This window comes from Gammaproteobacteria bacterium, from assembly GCA_021647245.1.
Taxonomy (GTDB): Bacteria; Pseudomonadota; Gammaproteobacteria; order RBG-16-57-12; family RBG-16-57-12; genus JAFLJP01.
Genome location: JAKIVC010000015.1, coordinates 35,502 through 60,945, shown reverse-complemented (window position 1 = coordinate 60,945; position 25,444 = coordinate 35,502). Strand labels below are relative to the sequence as shown.

The 25,444-nt window shown below is 51.9% G+C and carries 22 protein-coding genes; 8 read left to right on the top strand and 14 right to left on the bottom strand.

What is annotated here, in order from left to right; genetic code table 11:
- Positions 1-212: 212 nt before the first annotated feature.
- From L3J94_05940 to L3J94_05930, 3 genes are all read right to left on the bottom strand, one after another.
- On the bottom strand, positions 213-290 hold the full coding sequence (locus L3J94_05940) for a transposase family protein (protein MCF6218292.1): 78 nt from the start codon (positions 288-290) through the stop codon (positions 213-215).
- Entirely contained in the window at positions 268-624 is a 357-nt protein-coding gene (locus tag L3J94_05935) for a hypothetical protein (protein ID MCF6218291.1), read from the bottom strand. Before L3J94_05935 ends, L3J94_05940 begins: the two co-directional genes overlap by 23 nt.
- 179 nt (positions 625-803) lie before the next feature.
- Entirely contained in the window at positions 804-1,166 is a 363-nt protein-coding gene (locus L3J94_05930) for a hypothetical protein (GenBank protein ID MCF6218290.1), read from the bottom strand.
- 196 nt (positions 1,167-1,362) lie between these two features.
- On the opposite strand from L3J94_05930, the gene rnr reads away from it, so the two are divergent.
- Together rnr and rlmB are read left to right on the top strand one after the other, a co-directional pair.
- On the top strand, positions 1,363-3,756 hold the full coding sequence (gene rnr / locus L3J94_05925; protein ID MCF6218289.1) for a ribonuclease R: 2,394 nt from the start codon (positions 1,363-1,365) through the stop codon (positions 3,754-3,756).
- 6 nt (positions 3,757-3,762) lie between these two features.
- Positions 3,763-4,503, top strand: a complete 741-nt coding sequence (rlmB, locus tag L3J94_05920) for a 23S rRNA (guanosine(2251)-2'-O)-methyltransferase RlmB (GenBank protein ID MCF6218288.1) — start codon at positions 3,763-3,765, stop codon at positions 4,501-4,503.
- A gap of 320 nt (positions 4,504-4,823) precedes the next feature.
- Here the strand turns inward: rlmB and L3J94_05915 are convergent, their stop codons facing one another.
- Positions 4,824-6,593, bottom strand: coding sequence for an SLC13 family permease (locus tag L3J94_05915; GenBank protein MCF6218287.1), 1,770 nt, complete (start codon positions 6,591-6,593; stop codon positions 4,824-4,826).
- Positions 6,594-6,662: 69 nt separating this feature from the next.
- Entirely contained in the window at positions 6,663-7,607 is a 945-nt protein-coding gene (locus L3J94_05910; GenBank protein MCF6218286.1) for a tRNA-dihydrouridine synthase, read from the bottom strand.
- A 437-nt stretch (positions 7,608-8,044) separates the two neighbouring features.
- On the opposite strand from L3J94_05910, the gene moaA reads away from it, so the two are divergent.
- Complete coding sequence (gene moaA / locus L3J94_05905) at positions 8,045-9,046, top strand: GTP 3',8-cyclase MoaA (protein ID MCF6218285.1); 1,002 nt, start codon at positions 8,045-8,047, stop codon at positions 9,044-9,046.
- A gap of 36 nt (positions 9,047-9,082) precedes the next feature.
- Here the strand turns inward: moaA and L3J94_05900 are convergent, their stop codons facing one another.
- Complete coding sequence (locus L3J94_05900; protein MCF6218284.1) at positions 9,083-10,318, bottom strand: cystathionine gamma-synthase family protein; 1,236 nt, start codon at positions 10,316-10,318, stop codon at positions 9,083-9,085.
- Between the two features lie 92 nt (positions 10,319-10,410).
- Between L3J94_05900 and L3J94_05895 the strand changes: the two genes are divergently transcribed.
- Positions 10,411-11,334, top strand: a complete 924-nt coding sequence (locus L3J94_05895) for an ABC transporter ATP-binding protein (GenBank protein ID MCF6218283.1) — start codon at positions 10,411-10,413, stop codon at positions 11,332-11,334.
- A complete protein-coding gene (locus tag L3J94_05890; protein ID MCF6218282.1) occupies positions 11,334-12,638 on the top strand; it encodes a hypothetical protein in 1,305 nt (434 codons plus the stop codon). The genes L3J94_05895 and L3J94_05890 overlap by 1 nt, the downstream gene beginning before the upstream one ends.
- Here L3J94_05890 and L3J94_05885 read toward each other — a convergent pair.
- The 8 genes from L3J94_05885 to def form a co-directional block, all read right to left on the bottom strand.
- Complete coding sequence (locus L3J94_05885; GenBank protein ID MCF6218281.1) at positions 12,635-14,089, bottom strand: TrkH family potassium uptake protein; 1,455 nt, start codon at positions 14,087-14,089, stop codon at positions 12,635-12,637. The two genes, L3J94_05890 and L3J94_05885, sit on opposite strands and share 4 nt — an antisense overlap.
- Before the next feature lie 18 nt (positions 14,090-14,107).
- Entirely contained in the window at positions 14,108-15,481 is a 1,374-nt protein-coding gene (trkA, locus tag L3J94_05880) for a Trk system potassium transporter TrkA (protein ID MCF6218280.1), read from the bottom strand.
- Positions 15,482-15,545: 64 nt separating this feature from the next.
- Positions 15,546-16,907: a sigma-54 dependent transcriptional regulator gene (locus L3J94_05875; protein MCF6218279.1), complete on the bottom strand. Its 1,362-nt coding sequence runs from the start codon at positions 16,905-16,907 to the stop codon at positions 15,546-15,548.
- A complete protein-coding gene (locus L3J94_05870) occupies positions 16,876-19,158 on the bottom strand; it encodes an ATP-binding protein (protein ID MCF6218278.1) in 2,283 nt (760 codons plus the stop codon). Before L3J94_05870 ends, L3J94_05875 begins: the two co-directional genes overlap by 32 nt.
- A 9-nt stretch (positions 19,159-19,167) precedes the next feature.
- On the bottom strand, positions 19,168-19,728 hold the full coding sequence (locus tag L3J94_05865) for a DUF4390 domain-containing protein (GenBank protein ID MCF6218277.1): 561 nt from the start codon (positions 19,726-19,728) through the stop codon (positions 19,168-19,170).
- Positions 19,725-21,026, bottom strand: coding sequence for a 16S rRNA (cytosine(967)-C(5))-methyltransferase RsmB (rsmB, locus tag L3J94_05860; protein ID MCF6218276.1), 1,302 nt, complete (start codon positions 21,024-21,026; stop codon positions 19,725-19,727). Before rsmB ends, L3J94_05865 begins: the two co-directional genes overlap by 4 nt.
- The gene (gene fmt / locus L3J94_05855) at positions 21,019-21,957 is read right to left on the bottom strand and encodes a methionyl-tRNA formyltransferase (protein ID MCF6218275.1); all 939 of its coding nucleotides are present in this window, start codon (positions 21,955-21,957) and stop codon (positions 21,019-21,021) included. Before fmt ends, rsmB begins: the two co-directional genes overlap by 8 nt.
- A complete protein-coding gene (def, locus tag L3J94_05850) occupies positions 21,954-22,457 on the bottom strand; it encodes a peptide deformylase (GenBank protein ID MCF6218274.1) in 504 nt (167 codons plus the stop codon). The genes fmt and def overlap by 4 nt, the downstream gene beginning before the upstream one ends.
- A gap of 260 nt (positions 22,458-22,717) precedes the next feature.
- Between def and L3J94_05845 the strand changes: the two genes are divergently transcribed.
- From L3J94_05845 to L3J94_05835, 3 genes are read left to right on the top strand one after another with little or no spacing between them, the layout of a single operon-like run.
- The gene (locus tag L3J94_05845; GenBank protein MCF6218273.1) at positions 22,718-23,761 is read left to right on the top strand and encodes a LysM peptidoglycan-binding domain-containing protein; all 1,044 of its coding nucleotides are present in this window, start codon (positions 22,718-22,720) and stop codon (positions 23,759-23,761) included.
- A 27-nt stretch (positions 23,762-23,788) separates the two neighbouring features.
- Complete coding sequence (dprA, locus tag L3J94_05840; protein ID MCF6218272.1) at positions 23,789-24,895, top strand: DNA-processing protein DprA; 1,107 nt, start codon at positions 23,789-23,791, stop codon at positions 24,893-24,895.
- Positions 24,892-25,368: a DUF494 domain-containing protein gene (locus L3J94_05835; protein MCF6218271.1), complete on the top strand. Its 477-nt coding sequence runs from the start codon at positions 24,892-24,894 to the stop codon at positions 25,366-25,368. Before dprA ends, L3J94_05835 begins: the two co-directional genes overlap by 4 nt.
- The last annotated feature ends 76 nt before the right edge of the window (positions 25,369-25,444 follow it).

Below are 25,444 nucleotides of genomic sequence, written 5' to 3'. Positions count from 1 at the left end.
AACTATACAGAAGCGTTTTTTGTCTGGCAACACCCTAATTCTAGTGCTAGTCGCTAGGTGGGAATGAAGAGTGATTTTTAAGGCTTAGACTCAACCAATAAGTGCATAATTTGAGCAGAGTAGAAAAAATAGCCGCACGAACCTGCGTGCGCGACTAATATTTTTAGTTTCGCTGTGAAACCAAACGCTTACACATCATCTCGCGCTTCTATCTAGGGATTAGGGCTATCGATATTTTTTACGGTTTCCCAGTGTAATCCCAAATGCCTAGCAACGGCCTGAGTGCTCATGTGGCGACACAGGCCACTGATCATATGGCAAGCGGTGAGTGAAGCGGTATCCCTTGTCGACGAACTTACAAGACTCCATTCGTCGTTCATTTTTGCTGATAAACACCTGTGCCAGCTGAATGTCGATGATACAAGGGTAGCCAAATAACGGCACGTCTCGAACGCTTCGGCGGACATAGCGGTTAATGGTTCCCTTCTTGCCGGTAACGGGGTCTACAGCGCGTCTACGCTTGTCTCGATGACAGTGAATGACGAGCGGTTGCTCATCCCGCTTAACCTCATTGACCCGTTGTCCTTTGAGGTCCAAAATATCCTTCGGGGTGTCGATATTCATATTCTGTTCTATATGAAGTTGTGACAAGCCTTATATATCAACAGATTACACTATAATCGGCATCTTTTTTCACTCGCAAGACCGGAGAAGAGCCGTGGCTATTTTTTGTTTTGCTGTGGAATCAAGCGCTTGTATAGCACTCGTGTTCTCGTCTGGGGATTGGAGTTCCTCGGGCCGTGCTATTTTTGATGGCAAGCTTGGCAGCTGGCAGAGCCTGGGAATGTGATGATCCGGTAATTGTGATGTTCTGTGCTCTGATTGTCTGAAGTGATGTTGTGGCAGTCCAGGCAGCTTACCTTGGCTCTGGCGTGTGCATCGTCGACGATGCTGGTGAGTGGTTGCAGGTGTGCTTGTTGGTGGCATTCAATGCAGGGTGCGCTCTGTTGTGTAGTATCGGAATAAGCGAGTGGTGCGTTGATAAACACGAGAGTGAGCGCGGCTAGCCAATAGAGAATAGGTGAAGTTGCTTTGTATGCTTTTTGCCTAGGCTGCCACCTGAAGGGTGTGTTTTGGCTTAGCGTGGGTATGTGGTTGTAAAACATTTGGTTCGTCCTAGAAGTGTTTGAGGTGTAGCCACAGCTTTAATTGTAGCTTTTGGGAGGGATTTAAGTGTGATTTTTCGAGGAAAATATTTAACTGGGCTCATTCAGATGCCGCATAAATTTACAAGATTAATTGTGCCTAACAGGTTAGAATGTCCAGATCATATAAGAAGATAGCAGAGTAAATTGAGAATTCATGACTAAACAGCCGCAGAGTGACCCACACGCTGACCGCGAGGCCTGCAAATACGATAACCCTATTCCCAGCCGTGAATTTATCATGGAAATCATTGCTGAGGCCGGTAAACCGCTCACCCGTAACTATTTAATAGAGAAGCTTGATCTGCGAGAGCCTGAGCAGGTAGAGGCGCTACGCCGTCGGCTTCGTGCTATGGAACGTGATGGGCAGTTGCTGTATAACCGCCGCGGTGCCTACTGTTTGATTGATCAGACTGATTTGGTGCGTGGGCGCGTTGCGGGGCATCCGGATGGTTTTGGTTTTTTGATTCCTGATGAAGGCGGGGATGACCTATTTCTTTCCGATCGTCAAATGCGCCAGGTTTTTCATGGTGACCGGGTGGTGGCTTATGTTTCCGGTGTGGATCGGCGTGGTCGCCGTGAGGGGTCAATCGTCGAAGTGCTGGAGCGCAGCCACACACATGTGGTGGGTCGTTTTTATGTGGAAGATGGGATTGGTTTTATTCGTCCAGATAATAAGCGTGTTGCACAGGATATTCTGGTGCCGGTTGATCAGTACGGCGGTGCTCAGCATGGTCAGTTTGTCACGCTGGAAGTGTTGTCATACCCCACCGTAAAACGTGAGGCGGTGGGTAAAGTGACCGAGGTTTTGGGTGACCATATGGCACCGGGGATGGAGATTGACGTGGCCATTCGCTCCTATGGATTGCCTGAGAAGTGGCCACAGTCAGTTTTAGATGAAATTAAGAAGTTTGGTGAACAGGTACCTGAAGAGGCTAAGCAGGGGCGAGAGGATATTCGCGAGCTACCGTTGGTCACCATCGATGGTGAGGATGCACGGGACTTTGATGATGCTGTTTTTTGTGAGCCCCATGGCAAAGGGTGGCGTCTGCTGGTTGCGATTGCTGATGTCTCCGCATATGTTGAAAATAACGCCCCTCTGGATGTTGAGGCGCGTGAGCGGGGTAACTCGGTTTACTTTCCGGAGCGTGTTGTACCGATGTTGCCCGAGGTGCTCTCCAACGGTCTCTGTTCAATCAATCCCGAGGTAGACCGTCTCTGCATGGTTTGCGAAATGTTTATTACGGCGCAGGGTGCGGTGCGTAAATATCGTTTCTTTGAGGGTGTGATGCGCTCACACGCCCGGCTCACGTACAATAAAGTGGCCGCGATGCTGGTGGATAAAGATAAGAGCCTTCGCGCCGAATATGCGAATGTTTTGCCCCACGTCGAGGAGCTGCACAGGCTCTATACTGCGCTGGATAGCCGTCGAAAAAAGCGTGGTGCGATTGAGTTCGACACCACCGAAACGCGTATTGTCTTTGCCGAAGATCGCAAGATTGAGAAGATCGTGCCGACCACACGCAATGTCGCACACATGATGATTGAAGAGTGTATGTTAGCGGCGAATGTTTCGGCGGCGGATTATATGCTGACCGGTAAAATTGCGACGCTCTATCGTATTCATGAAGAGCCGCAGGAGAAGAAGATTGAAAAGCTCAAGGAGTTCCTTGCTGAGCTGGGTCTTAGTTTACGCTGCCGTACCAAGCCGACAGCGACCCATTACACCAAGTTGTTGAGCGATATTCAGGGGCGTGTAGATAAACATCTGATCCAAACCGTAATGCTGCGCAGTATGAGCCAGGCAGTTTACCATCCGGATAATGTGGGCCACTTTGGCCTTGCCTATGAGAGCTATGCGCACTTCACCTCGCCGATTCGCCGCTATCCTGATCTGTTGGTTCATCGTGCAATTAAGCATCTCATCTCGGGTAAGTCATTGAACGAATTTGTTTATTCTAAAAGTGATATGGCCAATTTGGGTGAGCACTGTTCCATGACGGAGCGCCGTGCTGATGAGGCGACTCGTGATGCAACAGATTGGCTAAAGTGTGAGTATATGCTGGATAAGGTCGAGCAGGAGTTTGACGGCATTGTGACCAGCGTAACCGGTTTTGGGCTCTTCGTTGAGATGAAAGATATCTATATAGAAGGGTTGATTCACATCACCTCGCTTGCAGACGATTATTTTCACTTTGATCCCGCCAAGCATCGTCTGCAAGGTGAGCGGAGCGGAATCTCATATCGCCTGGCTGATCCTGTGCGTGTGCGCGTTACACGGGTCGACCTGGATGAGCGCAAAGTTGATTTTGAGCTGGTGCCCTCTGAAGCCGACCAAAAAGCGCTGGCCGATGCGCCGCAGCCAAAACCAAAGCGTCCGCGTAGGCCTCGTAAACCTCGTCATCATCAAACAGAAACAGTTGCCGCTGCCGTCAAGCCAGATGAGAGCAAGCCAGTAGCGCCTGCCGATGAGGGTGGCAAGCCGCAGGGCAAAAGCCGGCCAAAGCGCAAGCGTAAACCCAAGCCGAAAAAAGAAAAATCCCAGGATTAAGTAACAGTGGCTGATCAGGTGATATTTGGGCTGCACGCGGTACACTCTCTTCTGCAATATAACGCTAAGCTGGTTGTTGAGTTGCAGGTGGCAGATCAACGTCGTGACGCTCGGTTGGCTGAGGTTGTAGCGCTGGCTGAAAACAGCGGGATTGTAGTTCGCCAGGTTACGCGAGAGGTGTTGGATAGTGGCAGTGCGGGTGCGCGCCACCAAGGGGTACTGGCGCTGTGTAAGCAGAGCCCCAGTTATCATGAAAAAGACCTCCCTTACCTGCTGGATGGCGTTGAAACTGCCCCACTCTTGTTGATTCTTGACGGTGTGACAGATCCACACAACCTGGGCGCTTGCCTTCGAAGTGCAGACGCTGCGGGTGTCCATGCGGTGATAGCTCCCAAAGATAAGGCGGCCGGACTGAATGCAACGGTTCGCAAAGTGGCGTGTGGTGCGGCTGAACATATCCCTTTTTTTCAAGTGACCAATCTGGCGCGTACCTTGCGGCTGTTACAGGCGCGTGGTATTTGGTTGGTCGGTGCGGCAGGTGAAGCACAAAGCACGCTGCATCAAGCTGATCTTAAAGGCCCCCTTGGGCTGGTGATGGGTAGCGAGGGCAAAGGTATGCGCCGCCTGACTCGTGAACACTGCGACCTGCTGATTAATATTCCAATGTATGGCTCGGTCTCCAGCCTTAACGTCTCTGTGGCGGCAGGGGTTTGCCTGTTTGAGGCGGTACGTCAACGCCACGCTTGACTCTCTAATCTGCCGAAAACACCCGTGTCGCACAACCTGTTGATTTAGACTTTATGTATTAACTCGCCACCAGCTTAATTATCCATAATATGGATTGTTGGCGAGTAAATACATAAAGTCCGATGGTATTAGACAATCATTATTCCAGAAAAAAAGACTTCTGGAATAATGAGTTGCGAGTTAATACATATCAGGCTGTCTTGGCGACGTTGCTACTCAACCTGTGCCAGTTAATATCCTCACGCTTAAACAGCTCAGACATGACACTTTTTTGGAGGAAATCACCCTAACCGTAAGGCCTTGGCTAGCTGGTTGCGTGTTTAGAAGGGCCAGACGATAGGAATGATGGTGAGTGCCACCCCTGAAAGTATGAGTGTGATGGGTAAGCCAAAACGCAGGTAGTCAGAAAAATGGTAACCACCGGGGCCATATACCATTAAATTGGTCTGGTAGCCGATGGGGGTGGCAAAGCTGCACGATGCGGCAAACATAATGGCGATGATGAAGGGCATCATGCTGACATCAAGTTGTTGGGCGGTCATTAGTGCAATGGGGAACATTAAAACGGCGGCTGCATTGTTGGTGATCATTTCGGTGCAAAGCACGGTCATTAGATAGATTAACGCCAGTGCTAGCATCGGCTCTGCACCGGCGGTGGTGACCAGTTGGTGGGCGATGGCGCTGGCGGCACCGCTTTTGGTGAGTGCGGCACCGATGCCGATGGAGGCTGCGATCACGATCAACACCTGCCAGTCCACGCTGCGCCGGGCACTGCCTGGGGTGATGCAGCGTGTCAGGATCATTACACCTGCCGCTAGAAAAGCCGCCTTGAACATACTGAGCCAGCCGATGGTGACGGCGGCGATCATTCCGACCATAATCGCCATGGCCAGTGCGGCCTTGTCGTGGTTGGGGCGCTTGGCGCCCGCTAGGGTGCTGACGAGGTAGAAATCCCGCGAGTTTCTCTGTCGTTCAATGAAATAGGGGGAGGCCTCCAACAGTAGGGTGTCACCCGCTGAAAGTTTAATATCACCAATCTTCTGATTCAGGTGTTCACCATTACGCGCTACCGCAATAATGGCGGCATTGTAGTGCGCCCTGAATTTCCCTTCACGAATAGTTTGTCCCAATAGCGGGCAACTATTGGAGACGACCACTTCAACCATGGTGCGTGCGTGACGTTGTGAGTTGAGTTCTTCGTGCTGTTCAGTTGGGGTCTGTAACCCCCTTATCTTTTGCAGGTCGACTACGGAGTCAACCACCCCGGCGAAGATCAGAATATCGCTGGAAAGAAGTTGGGTGCGAGGTGAAACGGCTGGTATTAAGTCCCCATCCCGCTCAATGGCGGAGAGAAATAGCCCAGGAAGCTGACGTAGTCCCGCCTGTTCGATGGTTTTTCCAGCCAGTGGCCCTGCGGGGGTTATCTCCATTTCAATGGTATATTCGCGCATATTATCGAACTGGCTGATGGCGGGCAGGCGCTCTTTTAATAACCATTTGCTGGTAAACAGGGTGTAGAGCAGCACTATTAATGCTGCTGGCAAACCGAGGTAAGCTAGCTCCCACATGCCAAGGCCGCTGGTGCCACTCTGTTCAATATAGAGGCCATTTACAATGAGATTGGTGCTGGTGCCTATGAGGGTCATGGTGCCCCCGACGATTGCTGCATAGCTAAGGGGCATCATCAATTTAGAGACTGAAAATTGCTGGCGCTTGGCCCAGTCGTTGACTGCTGGAATCAGCATGGCAACCACCGGTGTGTTGTTGAGCACGGCACTCATCGCCATCACGGGTGCCATGAGTCGTAATTGGGCGACGATGATGCTTTTGGGGCGACCCAGCATCGCCTGGCTGAGCCAGCCAATCGCGCCGGTATCTTTTAGGCCTGCGGCAACAATAAACAGCAGTGCTACAGTGGCCATCCCCTCATTGGCCATCCCTGACAGTGCTTCCTGGGGTGTGAGAATGCCGACCAGCAGTAAAATCATCAGCCCACCGACGATGATTACATCGGCTGAAACCCGGCTTAAAAGCAGAGCACTAAAGCAGCCGCCGATAATTGCCAGAGTAAACCACGCTTCCCAACCCATGAATAAAACCTATTCCTTCATTAAACTGGTAACGGATTCTACTGATAAAACAGGGGTGTCGCTACTTTTTTACTTGTGGAGCAGTCTACGAACCTGTTGCGGGTCATTGAGGGTGCGGATTTTATCAAACAGCTGCTGAGCTTCACTGTAGTGTTGTTTTAGATAACAGAGCCACTGCTTGAGGCGTGAGACGATATGACGGTCTGCCACCTGGGCGGCCAACCCTTCGAGTAACATGGTTTCAATCAGCGGAATAATAGATTGCCATGTGATGCCGCTGCCGTCACGGCCGCTTTGAAATTGACGAATTTGTTGTATCAATCCAGGGTTGATAATCACACCTCGGCCAATCATCACATCATCACAACCGCTGATGTACCGACAACGCAGATACTCCTCTACCGAATTTATATCGCCGTTGGCGACCACCGGAATAGTGAGTGATGCGCGGATACGGGCGATCCAGTGCCAGTCCGCAGGTGGTCGGTAGCCCTCTTTTTTGGTACGCCCATGTACCACAACACTATCGGCACCTCCCGTTTCAACGGCGTGGGCATTCTCCAGTGCCAGGGTAGTATCGTCATAGCCGAGGCGAATTTTGGCACTAAAGGGAATGTCGGCGGGAACCACAGCGCGAACGGCCGCAACAATCTGCTGAACCCGTTCAGGCTCTTTAAGTAATACAGCACCCCCCGCTTTGCGGTTAACAAACCGGGAGGGGCAGCCAAAGTTAATATCGATCCCCTTAGCTCCCATTTCGATGGCGCGTTGGGCATTGACAGCCACAATTTCGGGGATGCCACCCAGCAGTTGTACGACCACGGGTGTGCCCGCTGGCGTAACGCCATCATGGAGAAGCTCCGGGCAGATGCGACGAAACACACGGCGTGGTAACAGGCGGTCGGTAACACGGACAAACTCACTGACGCAGAGATCCAGGCCACCGATGTTGGTCAAAAAAGCGCGCATCTGCTGGTCAACCACCCCTTGCATTGGCGCAAGTAAAATTTTCATGGTGCTCTATTTAACCCGAGTTAATATTTTTTGAACGGTGGCGCTATTATGCCAGCAAAGCCTTGGCAGGTGGTTGTAACTACTCAGTGTACTCATCTTTTACCTCAACGCTTGGTTGCTTTCGTGCTCAATTGGTCACATATGCCCCATAGGCTTCTTCTTTGTGTGTGAAAATGCCTTGATGTACTAATCCCCAGATATAAACACGTATGCTGCACAACCTATTGACCCCGCAGCAAAAAAATAGCCGCCGAACCTGCGGGTACGACTAATATTTTTAGTTTTACTGTGAAACCAAACGCTTACATATCATCTCGCGCCTCTATCTAGGGGTTAGGGTAACGCTTTCTCCGGGCTTGTACGGGTATTGCACGCTATAATGCCTGATCTTAAGTTGTCTATCCCTCTATAGGGTGTCATTATTGGCTATTACCTGAGTGTTGGAGTCGGAATTGAGCAAGGCGTTGATCGACCCGCAAGGTCGGCATATTACCTATCTACGATTATCGTTGACTGATCGCTGCAATCTGCGGTGCTTCTATTGTCTACCCAAAGGCACTAAAGGTTTTTCCACACCGAGCGAGTGGCTTAACTTTGATGAGATTGAACGGGTGGTGGTGGCCTTTGCTGCGTTGGGTGTCTCTCGCATCCGCCTCACGGGTGGCGAACCGCTGGCACGCCCTGATATTACCTCGTTAATTGCGCGCATCGCGGCTATCCCGGCGATTGATGACCTCTCTCTGAGTACCAATGCCACGCTACTTGCCGACTGTGCCTTGCCATTAAAAGAGGCGGGTATTTCGCGCATTAATGTGAGTCTGGATACACTGCGTGCTGATCGATTTTCTGCGATAACCGGTGGCGGTGATCTACAGCCAGTGCTGGATGGTTTGGCGGCGGCAAGGGCGGCTGAGCTGAGCCCAGTTAAGATAAATATGGTGGCGATGAAGGGGATTAATGATGATGAATTTGCTGACATGGTGCGCTACTGCGGTGACAATAATTTCACCCTGCGCCTGATTGAGACCATGCCTGTCGGCAGTGGTGGTCAAATGGCGACGGAGCACTACCTGGATTTAAACACGGTGCGCCAACAACTGAGCGAAACATTTAATATGGTGCCGGGCACCATGTCAGGCGGTGGCCCTGCCCACTACATGCAGGTGGTCGATAGCCGTCTAAAAGTGGGCTTCATAACCCCTATCTCACAACACTTCTGTGAAACCTGTAATCGAGTAAGGCTCTCTGCGGAAGGGGTGCTCTACCTCTGCCTCGGTCAAGAGCATAGTGCAGATTTGCGGCCACTGCTGCGCGGCGATGCCAGCGACGAGGCGTTGCAAGCGGCTATTATTAAAGCCCTCGCGCTCAAGCCCGCACAGCATGACTTTAATGAGCAGCCGGAGAAGATTGTCAGGTTTATGTCTAAGCTGGGTGGGTAGCCTGGGCTAGTCTGACCCCAGGGCGATCTTGCAGCGTCATCCTGTGGTAATAAGTGCCTGGGAAAAATCATCCAACAAATCTTGTTGATCTTCGATGCCGATGGAGAGGCGAATGAGTGAGTCGTCAATGCCCATTTCGGCGCGGCGGGTTGCGCCCATCTCCCAATAAATAGTGTGTGCGACTGGAATGGCTAAGGTGCGGTTATCTCCTAGGTGGCTGGAGAGAATAACCAGTTTCAGCTGGTTTAGAAATGCAAAACAGTCATGCCCCTCTGCCAGTTCAATGCTGATGATGGCACCGTGGTGCTTGAAGAGTGATTTGGATAGCGCATGCTGCGGGTGCGCTTGCAGGCCAGGATAGTAGACCTTCGAGATGGCCGGGTGATTGGAGAAAAAGTTGGCCAGTGCCGTGGCGTTATCGCAGGCACGCTCCATGCGCAGTGCCAAGGTCTCTGCTCCAATGGCAATCTTATGTGCCGACTCTGCGGTGAGGGTGCTGCCAAAATCGCGTAACCCTTTTTTGCGTATCTGTGTAATGCCCCAATAACAGGGTTCAAACTTTTTATAGGTGTCGTAGATATTGGGGTAGTGACTCCAGTCATAGAGCCCGGTATCGGTCACGGCTCCACCCAGAGCGTTGCCGTGGCCACAGATATATTTGGTTAATGAGTTGATAACCAGGCTGGCACCGACTGCTTTGGGTTGAAACAGGTAGGGTGAGGTGAGGGTGTTGTCGACGACATAGAGTAGCCCCCGTTCACGACAAAGCTCGCCAATTTTGGCTAAATCGGCAACTTGAGTGCGTGGGTTGGCGATAGTCTCTACAAAGACCAAGCGAGTATTTTCTTGGAGTGCGGCTTCAACCTGGGTCACATCGGTGGCATCGACCAGACTCACTTGGCAGCCAAGGGTGTCGATGGTGCCCATCAAGCTATTGGTATTGCCAAACAGGTAGGCACTGGAGACGATATGGTCTCCTGCGCTTAACAGTGCCAGAAAGGTTGAGCCAATCGCCGCCATACCGGTGCTAAAACAGGCTGTGGCCAGCCCATCTTCCATGTGGGTAATCTTGGTTTCTAACGCTGCCGTGGTAGGATTGGATTGTCGGCTGTAAACAAAGCCACTCTCTTCTCCCTTAAATACGCGGGCCAGGTGTTCGGCATCGGGATAGCCGTAGGCGATGGTGGTATGAACAGGTTTGTGTACCGCAAAGTGCTCGATGGTGGCTGAACGATCCGCATGGAGAATTTGGGTTGTGAATTTTCTGGTCATGTGCTGATGCTTCTATAAAAGAGGTGTGAGTGAATAAGTGTACCAATAAAGTGGTTGATGTAGCAGCGGTAGATGATAACAGGGGGTGATGTTTGATCGAAGTTAAGAATTTGGTTTTTGAATATCCCGGTACTTTGGCGCTGGACAATGTTTCACTCTCGATTTCTGAAGGTGAAATTGCAGCACTGGTCGGTCCCAACGGTGCAGGGAAAACCACGCTGATGCGGGCTATTTCGGGCCTGGATACGCCGATTTCAGGGTCAGTTCGGGTGGACGGTCTGGATGTGCTCCAATACCCTCGTCAGGCGCACCAGCGGATGGGTTATTTGGCTGATTTTTTCGGGCTGTATGACGAGCTGACACTACGACAGGCGCTGCACTATGCGGCACTCTCCCATGGAATTGGCAGCGAGTCGCTGGAGGCGAGCATTGTATTGGCCGCGCAACGGCTACAGTTGGAAGGTCGGCTGAGTCAGCCCGTTAAAGCCCTCTCTCGAGGGTTGAGCCAGCGCCTTGCGATCGCCCAAGCCATTATTCATCAACCAAAAGTGTTGTTACTGGATGAGCCTGCCGCGGGCCTGGACCCACAGGCGCGCAAAGCGCTCTCGGATCTTTTTTTGGCGTTGCGAGATCAAGGGATGACTCTGCTGGTCTCTTCACACATATTGGCGGAGCTGGAAGAGTATTGCAGTGTGATGGTAGTGGTGGAGCAGGGGCGGATTATTGACCAGCAGTCACTGAGCACCCTTCACGCTCAACATGAGGTGCTACGCATCGCATGTGCAACACCTTCACCAACACTCCCTTCCATGTTGCAAAACTACTCGGGGGTTGAGCTGATGAGTGACGATCAACAGGATTGCTTAATACAAATTTCGACGGACCCAGCGGTTCAGTATCAACTGCTACAACAGCTATTGTCCCAAGGTTTCAGCGTCTATCACTTTGCACCGGCACAGCGCAATATGCAGGAGAGCTATCTACAGACGGTGAAGCAGTATCAGGAGAGTAAGTAATGATGAGTCCTGAGTTTCTACGCAATTTTTGGCTGGAGATGACACTGCATCGATGGCTAATGATGCCAGCGATATTGCTGGTTATCTTTTTTATTATTCATACTATGGGCGGGTGGTCAGGGGTTCATGGTGCAGCCCGGTTGACTCTTGTGGCGATGGGGATGTTATGGGGTGTGCGCTTGGCAGGTGAAGCGTTGATTGATGAGATCGATAAGCGTACTTGGGATCAGCAACGAATGAGCGCGATTACCCCGTGGCAGATGAGCTGGGGCAAGTTGTTTGGTAGTACCGTTTATGTTTGGTATGGCAGCTTGCTGGTGGTGCCGGTTTTTCTATTCAGTGGCTTAATGGTGGGGGAGCCATTGCTGGGGCCCAAGCTGATATTACTGCTGAGCGGAGCCGTGCTGGTGCAGGCATTAGCACTGCTGATGAGCTTGTTAATGGTGCGGCGTATGGGCCGCCATCGCCGCAGTCTATCGAATTTAGCGTTGATCATTACACTGTTTTTCATCATGACGGTGGCACCCTTTTACGATGAGTATTACGCGCAGTTTAGCTGGTATGGCCTGTTGATCAGTGAGCTGGTTTTTATGGCGCTAAGCAGTGTGGTTTTTTGTGGCTGGGCACTGCTTGCGCTCTACCGCACCATGGGTGAAGAGCTACAGCTAAAACATCGCCCTTTGGTGTGGCTTAGTTTTTCGCTGTTTCTGATTTTCTATGCGCTGGGCTTTAGCCCGGTAGCCGGGAGCGATACGCTGGAGTTGAACCTGGCAGGCGCTTTTTTCATTACACTTTTTCTTTGCTACATGATGATATTTATTGAGCGCAAGGAGCCGCTAGAGCTACGTCGCTTTCAGGTGACCCGTGCGCAGCAGGGGTGGTACGCGGCATCAGCACACCTGCCTTGCTGGCTGGTGAGCGTGGTGGTGCTGGTGCTGGGTCTATTGTTGCAGTGGATAGATGCGCCGCAGATGGGTTTTATGGAGACCCTGCTGAGGCTTGATCAAGTGGTGCTGTTATTACTCCTGTTTCTATTGCGCGATATTGCCATCGTTATCTACTTTAATTTGACCAAGCAGACTCAGCGAGCAGACGCGACCGCGCTGGTTTACCTGCTGCTGCTCTACCTGCTGCTGCCGATGCTATTCAGTGCCATGGGGATGACGACACTCAATAATCTGCTGATGCCGGTGTTTACCGCCAGCCCTTGGATGACAATGATATCCGGTGTTGTGCAGCTTGGTGTGGTGGGTTGGTTGATCTATCAACGCTGGAGAGGCCATTACCATCCGCCCACGGCCTAATGCCGCCAAAAGGCCGGAGTGAACAGTATCAGCAGGGTAAAGACTTCAAGTCGGCCCATGAGCATGGCTAGCGAAAGCACCCATTTGGCGGTATCACTTAGGTCGTCAAAATGTGCGCCAACACTGCCGAGGCCAGGGCCGAGGTTGTTCATGCAGGCTGCCACGGCAGAAAATGCAGTGGTTTGATCTTCGCCAGTGGCAAGAATGATCAGCATGAAGATGATAAAACAGGCTACATAGAGAGAGAAAAACCCCCACACGGCTTCAATAACCCGCTCGGGTAGCACCTTGTCACCGATCTTGATAGGGATCTGTGCATTGGGGTGTACCAGGCGGGTCACTTCCCGCGAACCCTGCTTAAATAACAATATGATGCGAATGACTTTCATGCCGCCACCGGTGGAGCCGGCACAGCCACCGATAAAGCTGGTGAGCAGTAGCAGTACCGGAAGAAAGCCGGGCCAGGCGTAAAACTCGGTGGTGGTGAAGCCGGTGGTCGTACCGATTGAGACCGCTTGAAAAATGCCGTGGTGAAGTGCTTCGCCGAAGGTGTCAAATACGTTGTTGTAGTGGAGATAGCTGACGGTGATGGCTGCGACGGTTGCCAGTATGCTGAGATAGACTTTTACTTCGGTGTCGTAACGGTAGGGGCTAAGACTGAGTGAACGCCAGGCGAGAAAGTGCAGTGCAAAGTTCATCCCGGCCAATAGCATGAAAAACACCGCGATCATCTCAATGAGTGGGCTGTTGAAGTAGGCCATGCTGGCATCATGGGTGGAGAATCCGCCGATCGCGATGGTGGAAAAGCTGTGGGCGATGGCATCAAAGCCACTCATGCCGGCTGCCCAGTAGGCGAGCGCACAGATGATGGTGAGTGAGAGGTAGATGTACCAGAGTGCTTTGGCGGTTTCGGTGATGCGGGGAGTGAGTTTGCTATCTTTCATCGGCCCGGGTGTTTCGGCTCGATAGAGCTGCATGCCACCCACACCGAGGAGTGGCAGAATGGCGACCGCCAGTACGATAATGCCCATGCCACCCAGCCACTGAAGCTGTTGTCGGTAAAAGAGTATTGACTTGGGAAGTGTGTCGATACTCTCCGAAATGACGGTGGCACCGGTGGTGGTGAGGCCGGACATCGATTCAAAAATTGCATCGGTTGGTGATAGTTGTGGGTTGTCAGAGAGCATAAAGGGGAGTGCGCCAGTTAGCCCCAGTACCGTCCAGAAGGTGACCACCACTACAAAGCCATCCCGCAGGCGCAGATCTTTACGGCGATTGCGCACCGGAAACCAGATCAGCAGGCCGGTTAGCAGGCTAGCGAGAAAGGTGATGATAAATGGCATCAGGTTGCCATCATCATAGATTATTGAGACAACCATCGGGGGCAGGGTGGTGACGCTGAAAATCATCAACAACATACCGATGATGCGCTGGATTGTGGCGAACTGCATGAGTGTGCTGTCCTTTTTTTACAGGAAGGTGATGCCAACCTGGAACAGTTTTTCCACGGCAGGTACATATTTTTTATCCACCAGAAAGAGAATGACATGGTCGCCGGATTCGATAACGGTATCGTGGTGGGCAATCAGTACGGTCTCACCGCGCACGATGGCGGCAATGGTGGTGCCGTGGGGCAGGGTGATCTCTTCAATGGCGTGGCCGACCACACTGGACGAGCCGCGGTCACCGTGGGCAACGGCTTCAATCGCTTCGGCGGCACCACGACGCAGTGAGTGTACCGCGACTACGTCACCTCGCCGCACATGGGCCAGCAGGCTGCCGATCATCGCCTGTTGTGGTGAGATGGCGATGTCGATGGTGCCGTTCTGTACGAGGTCGACGTAGGAGCTGCGGTTAATCAGCGCCATTACTTTGCGTGCGCCGAGGCGCTTGGCCAACATGGCCGAGAGGATGTTGGCCTCATCATCGTTGGTGAGGGCGCAGAAGACACCGGTGTTTTCGATGTTTTCATCCAACAGCAGCTCTTCATCTGCCGCATCTCCGAACAGCACCATGGTTTTTTTAAGTTCTGCGGCAATCATCTCGGTGCGTTCGCGGTTGTGGTCGATCAGCTTTACTCGACAGCTCTTCTCAAGTGCTTTTGCCAGTCGTTTTCCGATATTGCCACCGCCAGCAATAATGACACGTTTTATTTTTTCATCAATATTACGCAGCTCGGCCATTACTGCACGAATATCTTTGCGTGCGGCGATAAAAAAGACCTCATCATCAACCTCAATGACGGTATCGCCATGGGGTGGCACTGGTATTCCGTGACGAAAAATGGCCGCCACGCGGGTCTCCACCTTGGGCATATGCTCTCGCAGCGTACTGAGTGCATGGCCGACCAGTGGCCCATCGTGGTAGGCGCGTACCGCCACCAGTTGTACTTTTCCGCCAGCAAAGTCGAGCACTTGCAGCGCACCCGGCAGCTCGATCAGGCGCTGGATGTGGTCGGTAACCAGCTGTTCTGGGCTGATCAATACATCAACTGGCAGCGCTTCTTGGTTAAAAAGCTTGGGATAGGCGAGGTACTCTACGGAGCGGACACGGGCAATTTTTGTCGGGGTGTGGAACAGGGTGTAAGCCACTTGGCAGGCGACCATGTTGATCTCATCGCTATTGGTGACGGCGAGGATCATGTCGGCATCTTCAGCGCCCGCCCGTTCAAGTGTTTGCGGGTGCGAGGCCTCTCCTTCGATGGTGCGAATATCGAGCCGGTCTTGCAGTAGTGCCAGACGGTTGACGTCGGTATCCACCACAGTGATGTCATTGGCTTCATGAACCAGGTTTTCTGCGACGGAGGAGCCAACCTGGCCAGCACCCAAAATGATGATTTTCATAGCATATTATTTTTTAATTAGGTTTTAACACTAGTGTACAGCGAATAACGTGCTGCGCCACTGCTCATTTGCCTGATTTAAACTCGATGCCCAGCGCACGTAACTTCCGATAAAGGTGGGTACGCTCTACGCCGGATGCTTTGGCAATTTTTCCGACAACGCCACCCTGTTGCTCCATTTGGTGAGTAAAGTAGCGGCGTTCAAACGCTTCCCGGGCCTCGCGTAGCGGCAGGGAAAATAGCTCGTCGTAGCTGGGTAGTGTTGTTTTGGTGCTCTCTGTGCGGAGTAGCCCGTTGAGTTCATTGAGTTGTACCTCTGGCTCTGCTCCGGTGATTAACAGCTGGCGTATGATGTTGTTGAGCTCTTTGATGTTGCCAGGCCAGTGGTAGTTGCGCAGCTGGTTTTGCAGTGGTAAGCCGAAGCGGCGGTAGGGGAGCTTCTCCTTTTCGACAAAGTGGTCGACAAAGTGGGTGAGTAGCTCTGGAATATCTTCACTGTGCTTTCGTAGTGCGGGGGTGTGGATGGAGGCACTTTTTAATAGGTGGTAGAGGTCATTGCGAAAGTGGCCGTCATTGATCAGTGCGGGCAGCTCACGGGTTGAGGTGCAAATGAGGCGGCACGTCGATTTGAGCGGGGTATCGCCCCCTTGGCGGAAATACTCGCCACTCTTTAGGTAGCCGATCAGATAATCCTGTTGCTCCAGAGGAAGCTGCTCAATGCTGGTGATATAGAGGGTGCCGCCATTGGCTTGTTCAGCCTTGCCTGGGGTTACTTTACCGCCCTCCTCCTTGCCGAAAAGAGTGTTTATCATCGCCTGGATGGGTAGTGCTGCGAGGTGGCACTCTACAAAGGGGCCATCACGCTGCGTGCCATTGTGGTGTAGGTAGCGTGCGCTGAATGCTTTCCCGGTACCCGCTTCTCCTTCTATCAATACGGGCAGTGAAAATTTGGCGACATGGGCAAGCTGCTCCCTAAGCCGCTGCATGGTTGGACTTTTGCCGATCAGCTGGCTTGCCGATTGATGTCTGTGGGTGTTTTGGGTGCTGATCTTTCCAGATTGTGATGCTGACAGTGCGCGCTCTATGGCGGGTAACAGGCGGCCCATGGAGAGTGGTTTTTCCAGGAAGGTGTGTGCGCCCAGGCGGGTGGCCTCTACCGCTGTCTCGACGGTGCCGTGACCGGACATAACAATAACTGGTGCCTGGCACCCTTCGGCCAGTAGTTGCTTGTAGAGGGTGATGCCATCGATCCCTGGCATCCAGATATCCAGCAGGATCAGGCTGGGTGTTCGGTTGATAATCTGTTGGTGGGCATCTTCACCATCTTTAGCGACAGTAACCTGGTACCCCTCATCCTGGAGGATCTCTTGGATGAGTTGGCGAATATCAGGCTCATCATCGACGACCAATATGTAGGGCTGTTTCATTCGCTCTCCCGTGGGGTGGGGGGTGTGGTTGTTTTGGCTGCTCAGGTAGCGGGGTATTATATTGTAGTGGCAGACGCAGCGCCATGTGAGTGCCACCGTGGGGGTTGTTCTGGGCCGTTATGATACCGCCATGCTCTTCGATAATTTTTTTGACAATGGCCAAGCCGAGTCCGGTGCCCTTGGGTTTGCTGGTGACATAGGGGTCAAAAAGTTGCTCTAGTAGTGATTCAGGAATGCCTGGGCCGTTGTCATCGATGCAGAGTTCAATATGGTCGTTGGGGTGCTTCCCGTGCAGCGTGGTGGTGAGGGTGACTTGGCTATTCTCCTGTTGGCTGACCGCTTCAACACTATTTTTGATGAGGTTGTGCAGTAGTTGGCGCAGTCGACCTTTATCGCCCTGGAGTTCGCCAAGTCGCGGATCCAGCTGCTGCTTAAAGGTGACTTTTCTATCGCCTCGGTAGAGCTCTACGACTTCATCAATGAGTTGGTTCAAGTTGAATTTAGTCAGTTGAAGTTTGGGTGTATAGGCGTAGTCGCTGAAGGCTTTTACCATCTCTTCCATGGCTTGAACCTGCTGGATGATGGTATGGGTTGACCGGTCCAGTAACTGCCCATCGGTGGTGGAGAGTGTCTTAAGGTAGCGGCGGCGCATTCGCTCTGCCGCAAGCTGAATGGGCGTGAGCGGGTTTTTTATCTCATGGGCCAGTCGGCGGGCAACCTCTGACCAGGCGGCATCACGCTGTACCTGTAGCAGGTTGGTAATGTCATCGATTACTAAAACATAGCCGGAAACCCCTTGTCGACGTTCGGCAAGGCGGGTGCCGTGGCACATAATGGCTTTACGCCCATGGGGGGTGAAGATGATGAGTTGGGCTTGCCAGTCATGGCTCTGTTGTTCAAATTGTTGCAGGGTGTTGTGGCTGAAATCCTGTAGGTGTTCATTCAGTTTGCCAATCTGTGTGATGTGTTTGCCCATCAGTGGTTCAAAGTTTACCTCAAGAATTTGCCGGGCGGTGGTGTTGACGGTGCGCACTTTGTAACGGTGATCGAGGGTTAAAACACCGGAGGTGAGCCCACCAAGTACTGCACCAAGGTAGGCGCGCTCTTTTTCGATCTGTTGCTGGCTGCGGCTCACATCATCTCGTGCTTGGGCGATTTTACGGGTCATGTCATTGAATGAGTTGACCAGTGAGCCAAATTCATCATAACTGGTCAGGGGAAGTTGTTGATTGTAGTCTCCCGCAGCGACAGCACGAGTGCCTCGTGCCAGCACTCGAATCGGTTCAACCAGTCGCTGACTGGAGAAGAGGGCAACCCACACGGCGGTTAAGAGTGTGAGTAGCAGCACCAGTGAGAGGGTGAGGGTGAAGCTGTTTTTGAGTGGCTCCCGCAGGTAGACCATCTCATTGTAGTAGGCGAAAGAGTCGTTAACGCTATCTAGTAGGGTGCCGATGCGCTGAGGGACAGTGTAGAGTGCCTGTAAAATTTGGGATTCACCCAGTGCGGTGTCATTCTCGACCAAGCTTACGATGCGAATCGTTAACTGCTCATTTTGGTTTGGCTCCAGACCGACATAGTTATAACCATGCCGCACCTGCATCAAGATGGCGTCGTTAGGTTTTTGCGGCAGTATGTCGGTGCTCTCCAGCGTACTGCTGGCAATGATTCGGCCAGTGATACTCATCAGAGTCAGTTCAGCGCTCTCATTTTTTCGGTGCAGCCTGGCCAGTTGCGATGGGTGCTGCTGCTTGGCGCTTTGTAGTTCTTTAACAACGGTCGATGTCTCATCGATCAGCTGTTTAATGCGCAGATCCAGTGAGTGGCGACTTAGCTCTAGAGCATCTTGCAGCGCCTGCTCAATACGCACATCGAACCAGCTATCGATGCCTTTTTCAATAAATTGCAGCGAGAAATAATAGACTGCACTCACCGGTACAATCGATATGAGAAGGAATATGGTCACCAAGCGCAGAGCCAGTCGTGAACCAATGGCGTTGCTTCGAAAGTCATGAATGAAATGGGCAATGCGGAAGCTAATAAGGGTGATAAAGATCAATGTTCCGACGATATTGATTGCCAGAAGCTGTAGGTATTGTCGTTCAAAGCGGGCTGAATTTTGGGTTGCATCGCTGAGCAGCGCCAGCGATGAGAGCATGGTAAGAAACAGCAAAAAAACCGGCAGCAGGCTGAGTAGTGGGCGCGCTTGCAGATAGCGACGTATTTTATTCAGGCGAGTTGTTGGTGGACGCATAACGGGGGCCTAGAGTGGCATATCCCACCACTCGCTCTCATTACGCCAGGGGCCGTAAAAGTAGGAGGTGAGTTTTAAGGGTATGGCGAGTAGGCCAGTATTGATAGCGGCACGCACCCGCAGTCGATATTCAGTGCCTTCTGCTAGCAGGTTTTTATCAATGATTGGCAGATTGTTGATGCTTCCCAAGTGTTGTAGCGCAAGGGTGAGCGAGCTGTAACTGGCGCGAGCACCGCTGTTGTAGTTGGTGACGAGATACTGCCGAGTTAAGGCGTGAAAACGCAGTTCATAACGCTGTTTCAAGAAGGCGATTTCTGTATCCGGGAGGTAGCGCCGAGGTCTGTAGACTTCCACAATGACTTTGATCGGCAGAACAACGCCACGGTACAAGGCGGTGGTTAGCTCTGTATCCAGTGGGTAGCGGATGGTGCTGCTGAGGTGGTAGATCTCATTGTGAAGCGATACCTCTGCATCTACTATTTCAAATTTTTCAGCAAAGGCCGGTTGGTAGCAGAGCAGCAACAGTAGCGGCAGCAGGTAAGTTGTTATTGTTGGCTGCTCTCTTTTCAAGCGCTTTTCTCGATACAACCGTAATAGAAACCGTCCATTCCCGCTTCTCCGGTTAGAATTTGGCGTCCAACTGTGCAGCTGACTCCCCAGTCAGCTGCGATAATATGCTCTTTCGCCTCGGGGTGGCGTGCCAAAAACTGGCTAAGTTGGTCGCTGTTCTCACTGGGCAGAAGTGAACAGGTGGCGTAGAGCAGGCGGCCACCCACTTTCAGGAGTGGCCAGAGTGCTTCTAGAATACGTTGCTGCACCCGCACCAGTTCATCAATATCACTCTCTTTGCGTAGCAGTTTTATATCCGGGTGGCGGCGAATAACGCCGGTGGCTGAGCACGGTGCGTCGAGAAGGATGCGTTCAAACTGCTCACCATTCCACCAACTGGATGGGTCACTGGCATCGGCGCAATGGAGCGTTGCGCTGAGTTTAAGTCGTTGCAGGTTCTCCTCTACCCGTGCCAGGCGAGTGGCATCACTATCAATCGCAACCAGGGTTTTTAGCTGGGGCTGGCGCTCTAATATGTGGCAGCTCTTTCCGCCGGGTGCCGCGCAGGCATCGAGTACCCGTTCGCTAGCTTGTGTATCCAGTAGCTGGGCAGCCAACTGTGCGGCGCTATCTTGTACTGAAAGCCAGCCATCAGTAAAGCCCGGTAGTTGTGCTACGTCTTGAGGTTGCTCCAAGGTGAGGGCGGCCTGGCTGTGTGGGTGTAGAGTGGCGGGGATTTGCAGCTTAAGCAGTTGTTGTTGGTAGCTTTCAGGGGTGTGGTGTTGTGTGTTGATACGCAGTGTCATCGGGGGGTGCTGATTATTCGCCTCCAGAACTTCTTGCCACTGCTCGGGCCACGCCCGCTGTAATTTTTTAATGAGCCATTCAGGGTGGGCGTATTGGCTGCTGTAATGTGTATCGGCTTGAGCCTGCAATGTGTCAAGGTTGCGCTGGCAGTTGCGTAATACACCATTCACCAGCCCTTTGGCCCAGCCTTTTTTTAACGCTTGAGTTGCGGTGACCGCTTCCGAGACGGCGGCATGTCCTGGGGTGCGCATGTAGATTAGTTGATAGAGTCCCACAATGAGTAGGCTTTCGATGTCACTATCTTTTGTTTTTAGGGGTTTGCTCATCTGTAGCTGCAGTATCTTTTTGAGGCGAAAGTGGTAGCGTAGTGCGCCATAACAGAGTGCTTGCAGTAAGCCCTTATCACGGGGTTTACACTGTGCCAGTATGGGCGGGAGCTGGGTAGAGAGCGAGCGCCCCCGGTAGGCAACATCTTGTACGGTTTTGGCAGCGAGTGCGCGTACATTATTCATTTTTTTGCCTCAATAGCTTGCCCAGTAGTGATCGGCCATGTATGAACTCTGTGGCTGAAGTGGCGCGTTTCCCCGCTAGCTGTATTTTTGTGAGGCGCAGTACACCAGTGCCACAGGCCACCTCAACGCCCTCATCTCCTTCCTTGATGACGGTACCAGGCGCTGCGTGGCTAACTTGGGCTAAGGGTTGGGCACTTAAAATGCGCAACGATTTGCCATCTAGCCATGTGAAGCAGACGGGCCAGGGGTTGAATGCGCGAATTCGTCGTGACAGTTGCGGCGCATCCTGCTGCCAATCGATCTCAGCTTCATGCTTCTCCATCTTGTGGGCGTAGTTGGCGAGGCTGTTATCTTGGGCGACGGGCAAAAGGGCGGCGTTTTGAAGTTGTTGCAGCACTGTCAACAGCGCTTGAGAGCCCATATTTGCAAGCCGGTCATGCAGTGTTTGTGCAGTATCAGCATCCTTGATGGGGCAGGTTGCGGTCAAGAGCATGTCGCCAGTGTCGAGCCCAGCATCCATCTGCATAATGGTAACACCCGTTTCGCTGTCTCCCGCTTCAATAGCGCGCTGGATGGGGGCTGCACCGCGCCAGCGAGGCAGAAGTGATGCGTGAATGTTGAGGCAGCCGTGTTGGGGTGTATCCAGTACGGCTTGAGGAAGAATCAGCCCATAGGCGACGACTACCATTATATCCGCTTCCAGTGCGGCCAGCTGCTGCTGGGCCGCCTCATCGCGTAACGACAGAGGCTGAAGGACGGGGAGTTTATGTTGGATCGCCAGCTGTTTAACCGGGGATGGCGTGAGCTTACGTCCCCTGCCAGCCGGTCGGTCGGGTTGAGTGTAGACGGCGCAAATTTGATGCTCAGACCCTAGCAGTGCCGCAAGGGTGGTGGCTGCGAAATCGGGGGTGCCGGCAAAGATGATTTTCAGAGCGGTTGCCTCTTTATTTTTTCCAGTTTCTTTTTAATACGCCGGCGTTTTAGTGGCGATATGTGGTCAATGAAAACCTTTCCATTGAGGTGGTCTATCTCGTGTTGTATACACACTGAGAGCAGGCCGTCAGCATCAAGCAGTATCTCTTCATCGTGGCGGTTAAGCGCCTTTACGGTGATATTTTCTGCGCGCTCGACATCTTCATAGACTCCTGGGATAGAGAGGCATCCCTCTTCATTTATCATGAGTCCATCATGGGTAATAATTTCAGGATTGATGAGGATCAGGGGCTGGTTTTTCTCCTCCGAAATATCGATCACTACAATGCGCTGGTGGATGTTGACCTGTGTGGCGGCCAGGCCGATACCCGGCGCCTGATACATGGTTGCCAGCAGATCATCCAGCAAACTTAATATCTTGGGCGTTATCGCCGCCACGGGTTTAGCCACTTTGTGAAGCCGTGGGTCGGGAATGGTCAGGATCTCTAACAGTGCCATGATTTAACCATATAGTGCATTAGTGTTATGTCCGATTATAAGGGATGGTGGGCAGACAAACCAGCCGGGGCTAATTTTAACTGTGAAATGGCCGAGATAGTGGGTGTGATTGTGAGTGAGTTTTGAATAGTTTGGCAGGCTGCTGGCTCTGATTCGGATAATTTATGGGCATTTCAGGATAAAAACAGAACAGATTTATAGAGATATAACGAGGCATCGGCTACACTCGATGTTATTTTTCAAATTAACAAGGATTGACTATGGTCATGAAAACGCTGTTGATTGCCGTTTCGATGCTCCTATTTACGATGAGTGCAGTCGCTCAAACTGTGGTCATTAACCCCGACCATCCCGACCATCACACCGTTGTGAAGGGTGATACCCTCTGGGGTATTGCCGGGAAGTTTTTACGCGATCCATGGCGCTGGCCCCAAGTTTGGCAGCATAACCCAGAAATTAAAAACCCTCACCTTATCTATCCAGGAGATGTTATTTATCTCACTTATCAAGATGGTAAGCCGGTGTTTAGCTTGGAGCGAATGAGTGACCAAGTGGTCAGGTTATCCCCGCAAATTCATACCGAGGCAAATGCTGCAAAATCAATTCCGGCGATTCCCATGGATGAGATTAAGCCTTTTCTCTCTAAATCCTATGTGATTAGCGATCAGGAGTTAGGTTATTCAGGCTACATACTGGCAAATGGTGAAGGGCGGCTGATTGCCGGTGAAGGGAGTACGATCTTTGCGCGTAATTTAGCTCTGGAAGACTCCAAAGAGTATATTATTTATCGCACCGGGGAGGCTTATTCCGATCCGGATGACCCAGAGCGGGTGTTGGGGTATCAGGCAACTTACGTGGGTATGGCTCAATTGCTAGTAGCTGATGATCCCTCGACCTTGCGAGTGGTTGAGTCAGATCGTGAGGTTTTAAATGGCGACCAGCTATTACCCTTTGTTCCTCAGCCCACACTGGATCAGCTCAACCCTCGTGCGCCAGATGAGTTGATGGAAGGACACATTATTGGTCTTCTGGATGGCATTGAGCGTATTGGGCAATATCAGGTAGTGGTGTTAAGCCTTGGTGAGATTGATGGTGTTATGCCGGGTCATACGCTGTCCGTCTGGCAGCATGGCCGGATGGTGGTTGATCAGCGCAGCGAAGAGAAAGAAGAGATTACACTGCCCGATGCGCTGGCGGGTGTGGCCATGGTGTTTCGTGTTTTTGAAAATACCAGCTATGCGCTGATTATGAGCGCCTACCGAGAGATGTACGTGAATGACAAGGTGCAGAATGACACTTTCTAGCCCTTGGACTAAGCAGGGAATCAGCTCATGGATGAGATCAGGTACTGGCTGGAGTTACTGCACACTCCTACGATAGGGCCACGTCGTTACCGCGCAATACTAGAGCATATTGACACCCCAGAAAGATTGTTTAGTGGCGGTCATGATGAGCTATTGTCAAAGCTTCCCCAGCGCGCTCAAGCCTATATAAAAAACCCTGGCTGGAAGCGTACTGAGAAGGCTCTTTTATGGGCAGAGCAGCCGGCTTGCCATATTATTCCCCTCAGTAGTCCCGATTACCCATCGCTTTTAAAGCAGATTGCAGATCCCCCGCCTCTGTTGTTTGCCAAGGGTGATGTTGACCTGCTGAAAGATCCCCAAATAGCCATTGTGGGGAGTCGAAATCCCACACCTCAAGGTCTGCAAAATGCGTATAACTTTGCGTATGCGCTGAGCCAGGCAGGTCTGATTATTACCAGTGGCCTGGCGATGGGTGTCGATGCAGAAGCGCATAAAGGAGCGCTCAGTTCGCAGGGGCAGACGATTGCGGTCACGGGTACCGGTCTGGATATTCTCTACCCGCGCAGTAATCACGCTTTAGCGCGGCAAATTATTGAATCAGGCGTGGTGATTTCAGAGTTCCCGCTGGGCACCACTCCCAATCCTGGGAACTTCCCCCGCCGCAACCGTATTATCAGTGGTTTGTCACTCGGCGTGCTGGTGGTTGAGGCGGGCTTAGCAAGTGGCTCGCTGATCAGTGCGCGCCTAGCTGCCGAGCAGGGGCGTGAGGTGTTTGCAATACCGGGTTCAATCCATAACCCGATGAGCAAAGGGTGCCATCAGCTGCTGCGTGACGGGGCAAAACTGGTTGAGTCGCTATCAGATATTTTACAAGAGATTGATGTTCAGCTATCACCTTTTCTATCATCGAAAACTGAACCACCGGAAAGCGGTTTAAATGTGCAGTTGGATGAGTCACTGGAGCTGCTTTTGAAGAATATTGGCGATGACCCCGTTTCAGTGGACGAATTGATTGCGCGCTGTGGATTGACGGCGGAACAAATTTCCTCCATGCTGATACAGCTAGAGCTAAATGACCTCGTTGTATCCTCCGCGGGACGCTATTACAAGCTTCCTGAAAAGGTGACTAAATGAAAGAAAATGTACTGGATATCCTTATCTATCTCTTTGAAAATCACCTTGAAAGTGACGGCCCGGAAGCGGATCAGGCGACACTACAAGATGAGCTGGCTGAAGCCGGCTTTGAACCACAGCAAATCCATAAGGCGTTCTGCTGGTTAGAGGGCTTGAGTGACTTGGAGGGTATTAGCCCATCGTTACCAAAACGCCCTGGCCAGGCCACTCGCATCTTTAGCAGTTACGAGTGTTCGCGGCTTGACTTGAGTTGTCAGGGGTTCCTTATCTCAATGGAAGCGTTTGGTATTCTAGATGCTATTTCGCGGGAGCTGGTGCTGGATCGCATCATGGCACTGGAGAGCGATGAAATTGAGCTTGATCAAGTGAAATGGATTGTGATGCTGGTACTCTACAACCGGCCTGGACAAGAGGCTGAATTTGCATGGATGGAGAACATTGTCTTCCAGGAAAATGAGAGCGCCGTTCATTAGGCGGCTCTTTGCACTGTTTTTGAACACCCGATACCTATAGTGCTGCCGGTTTAGGCAGCGGACATCTCTCACAAAG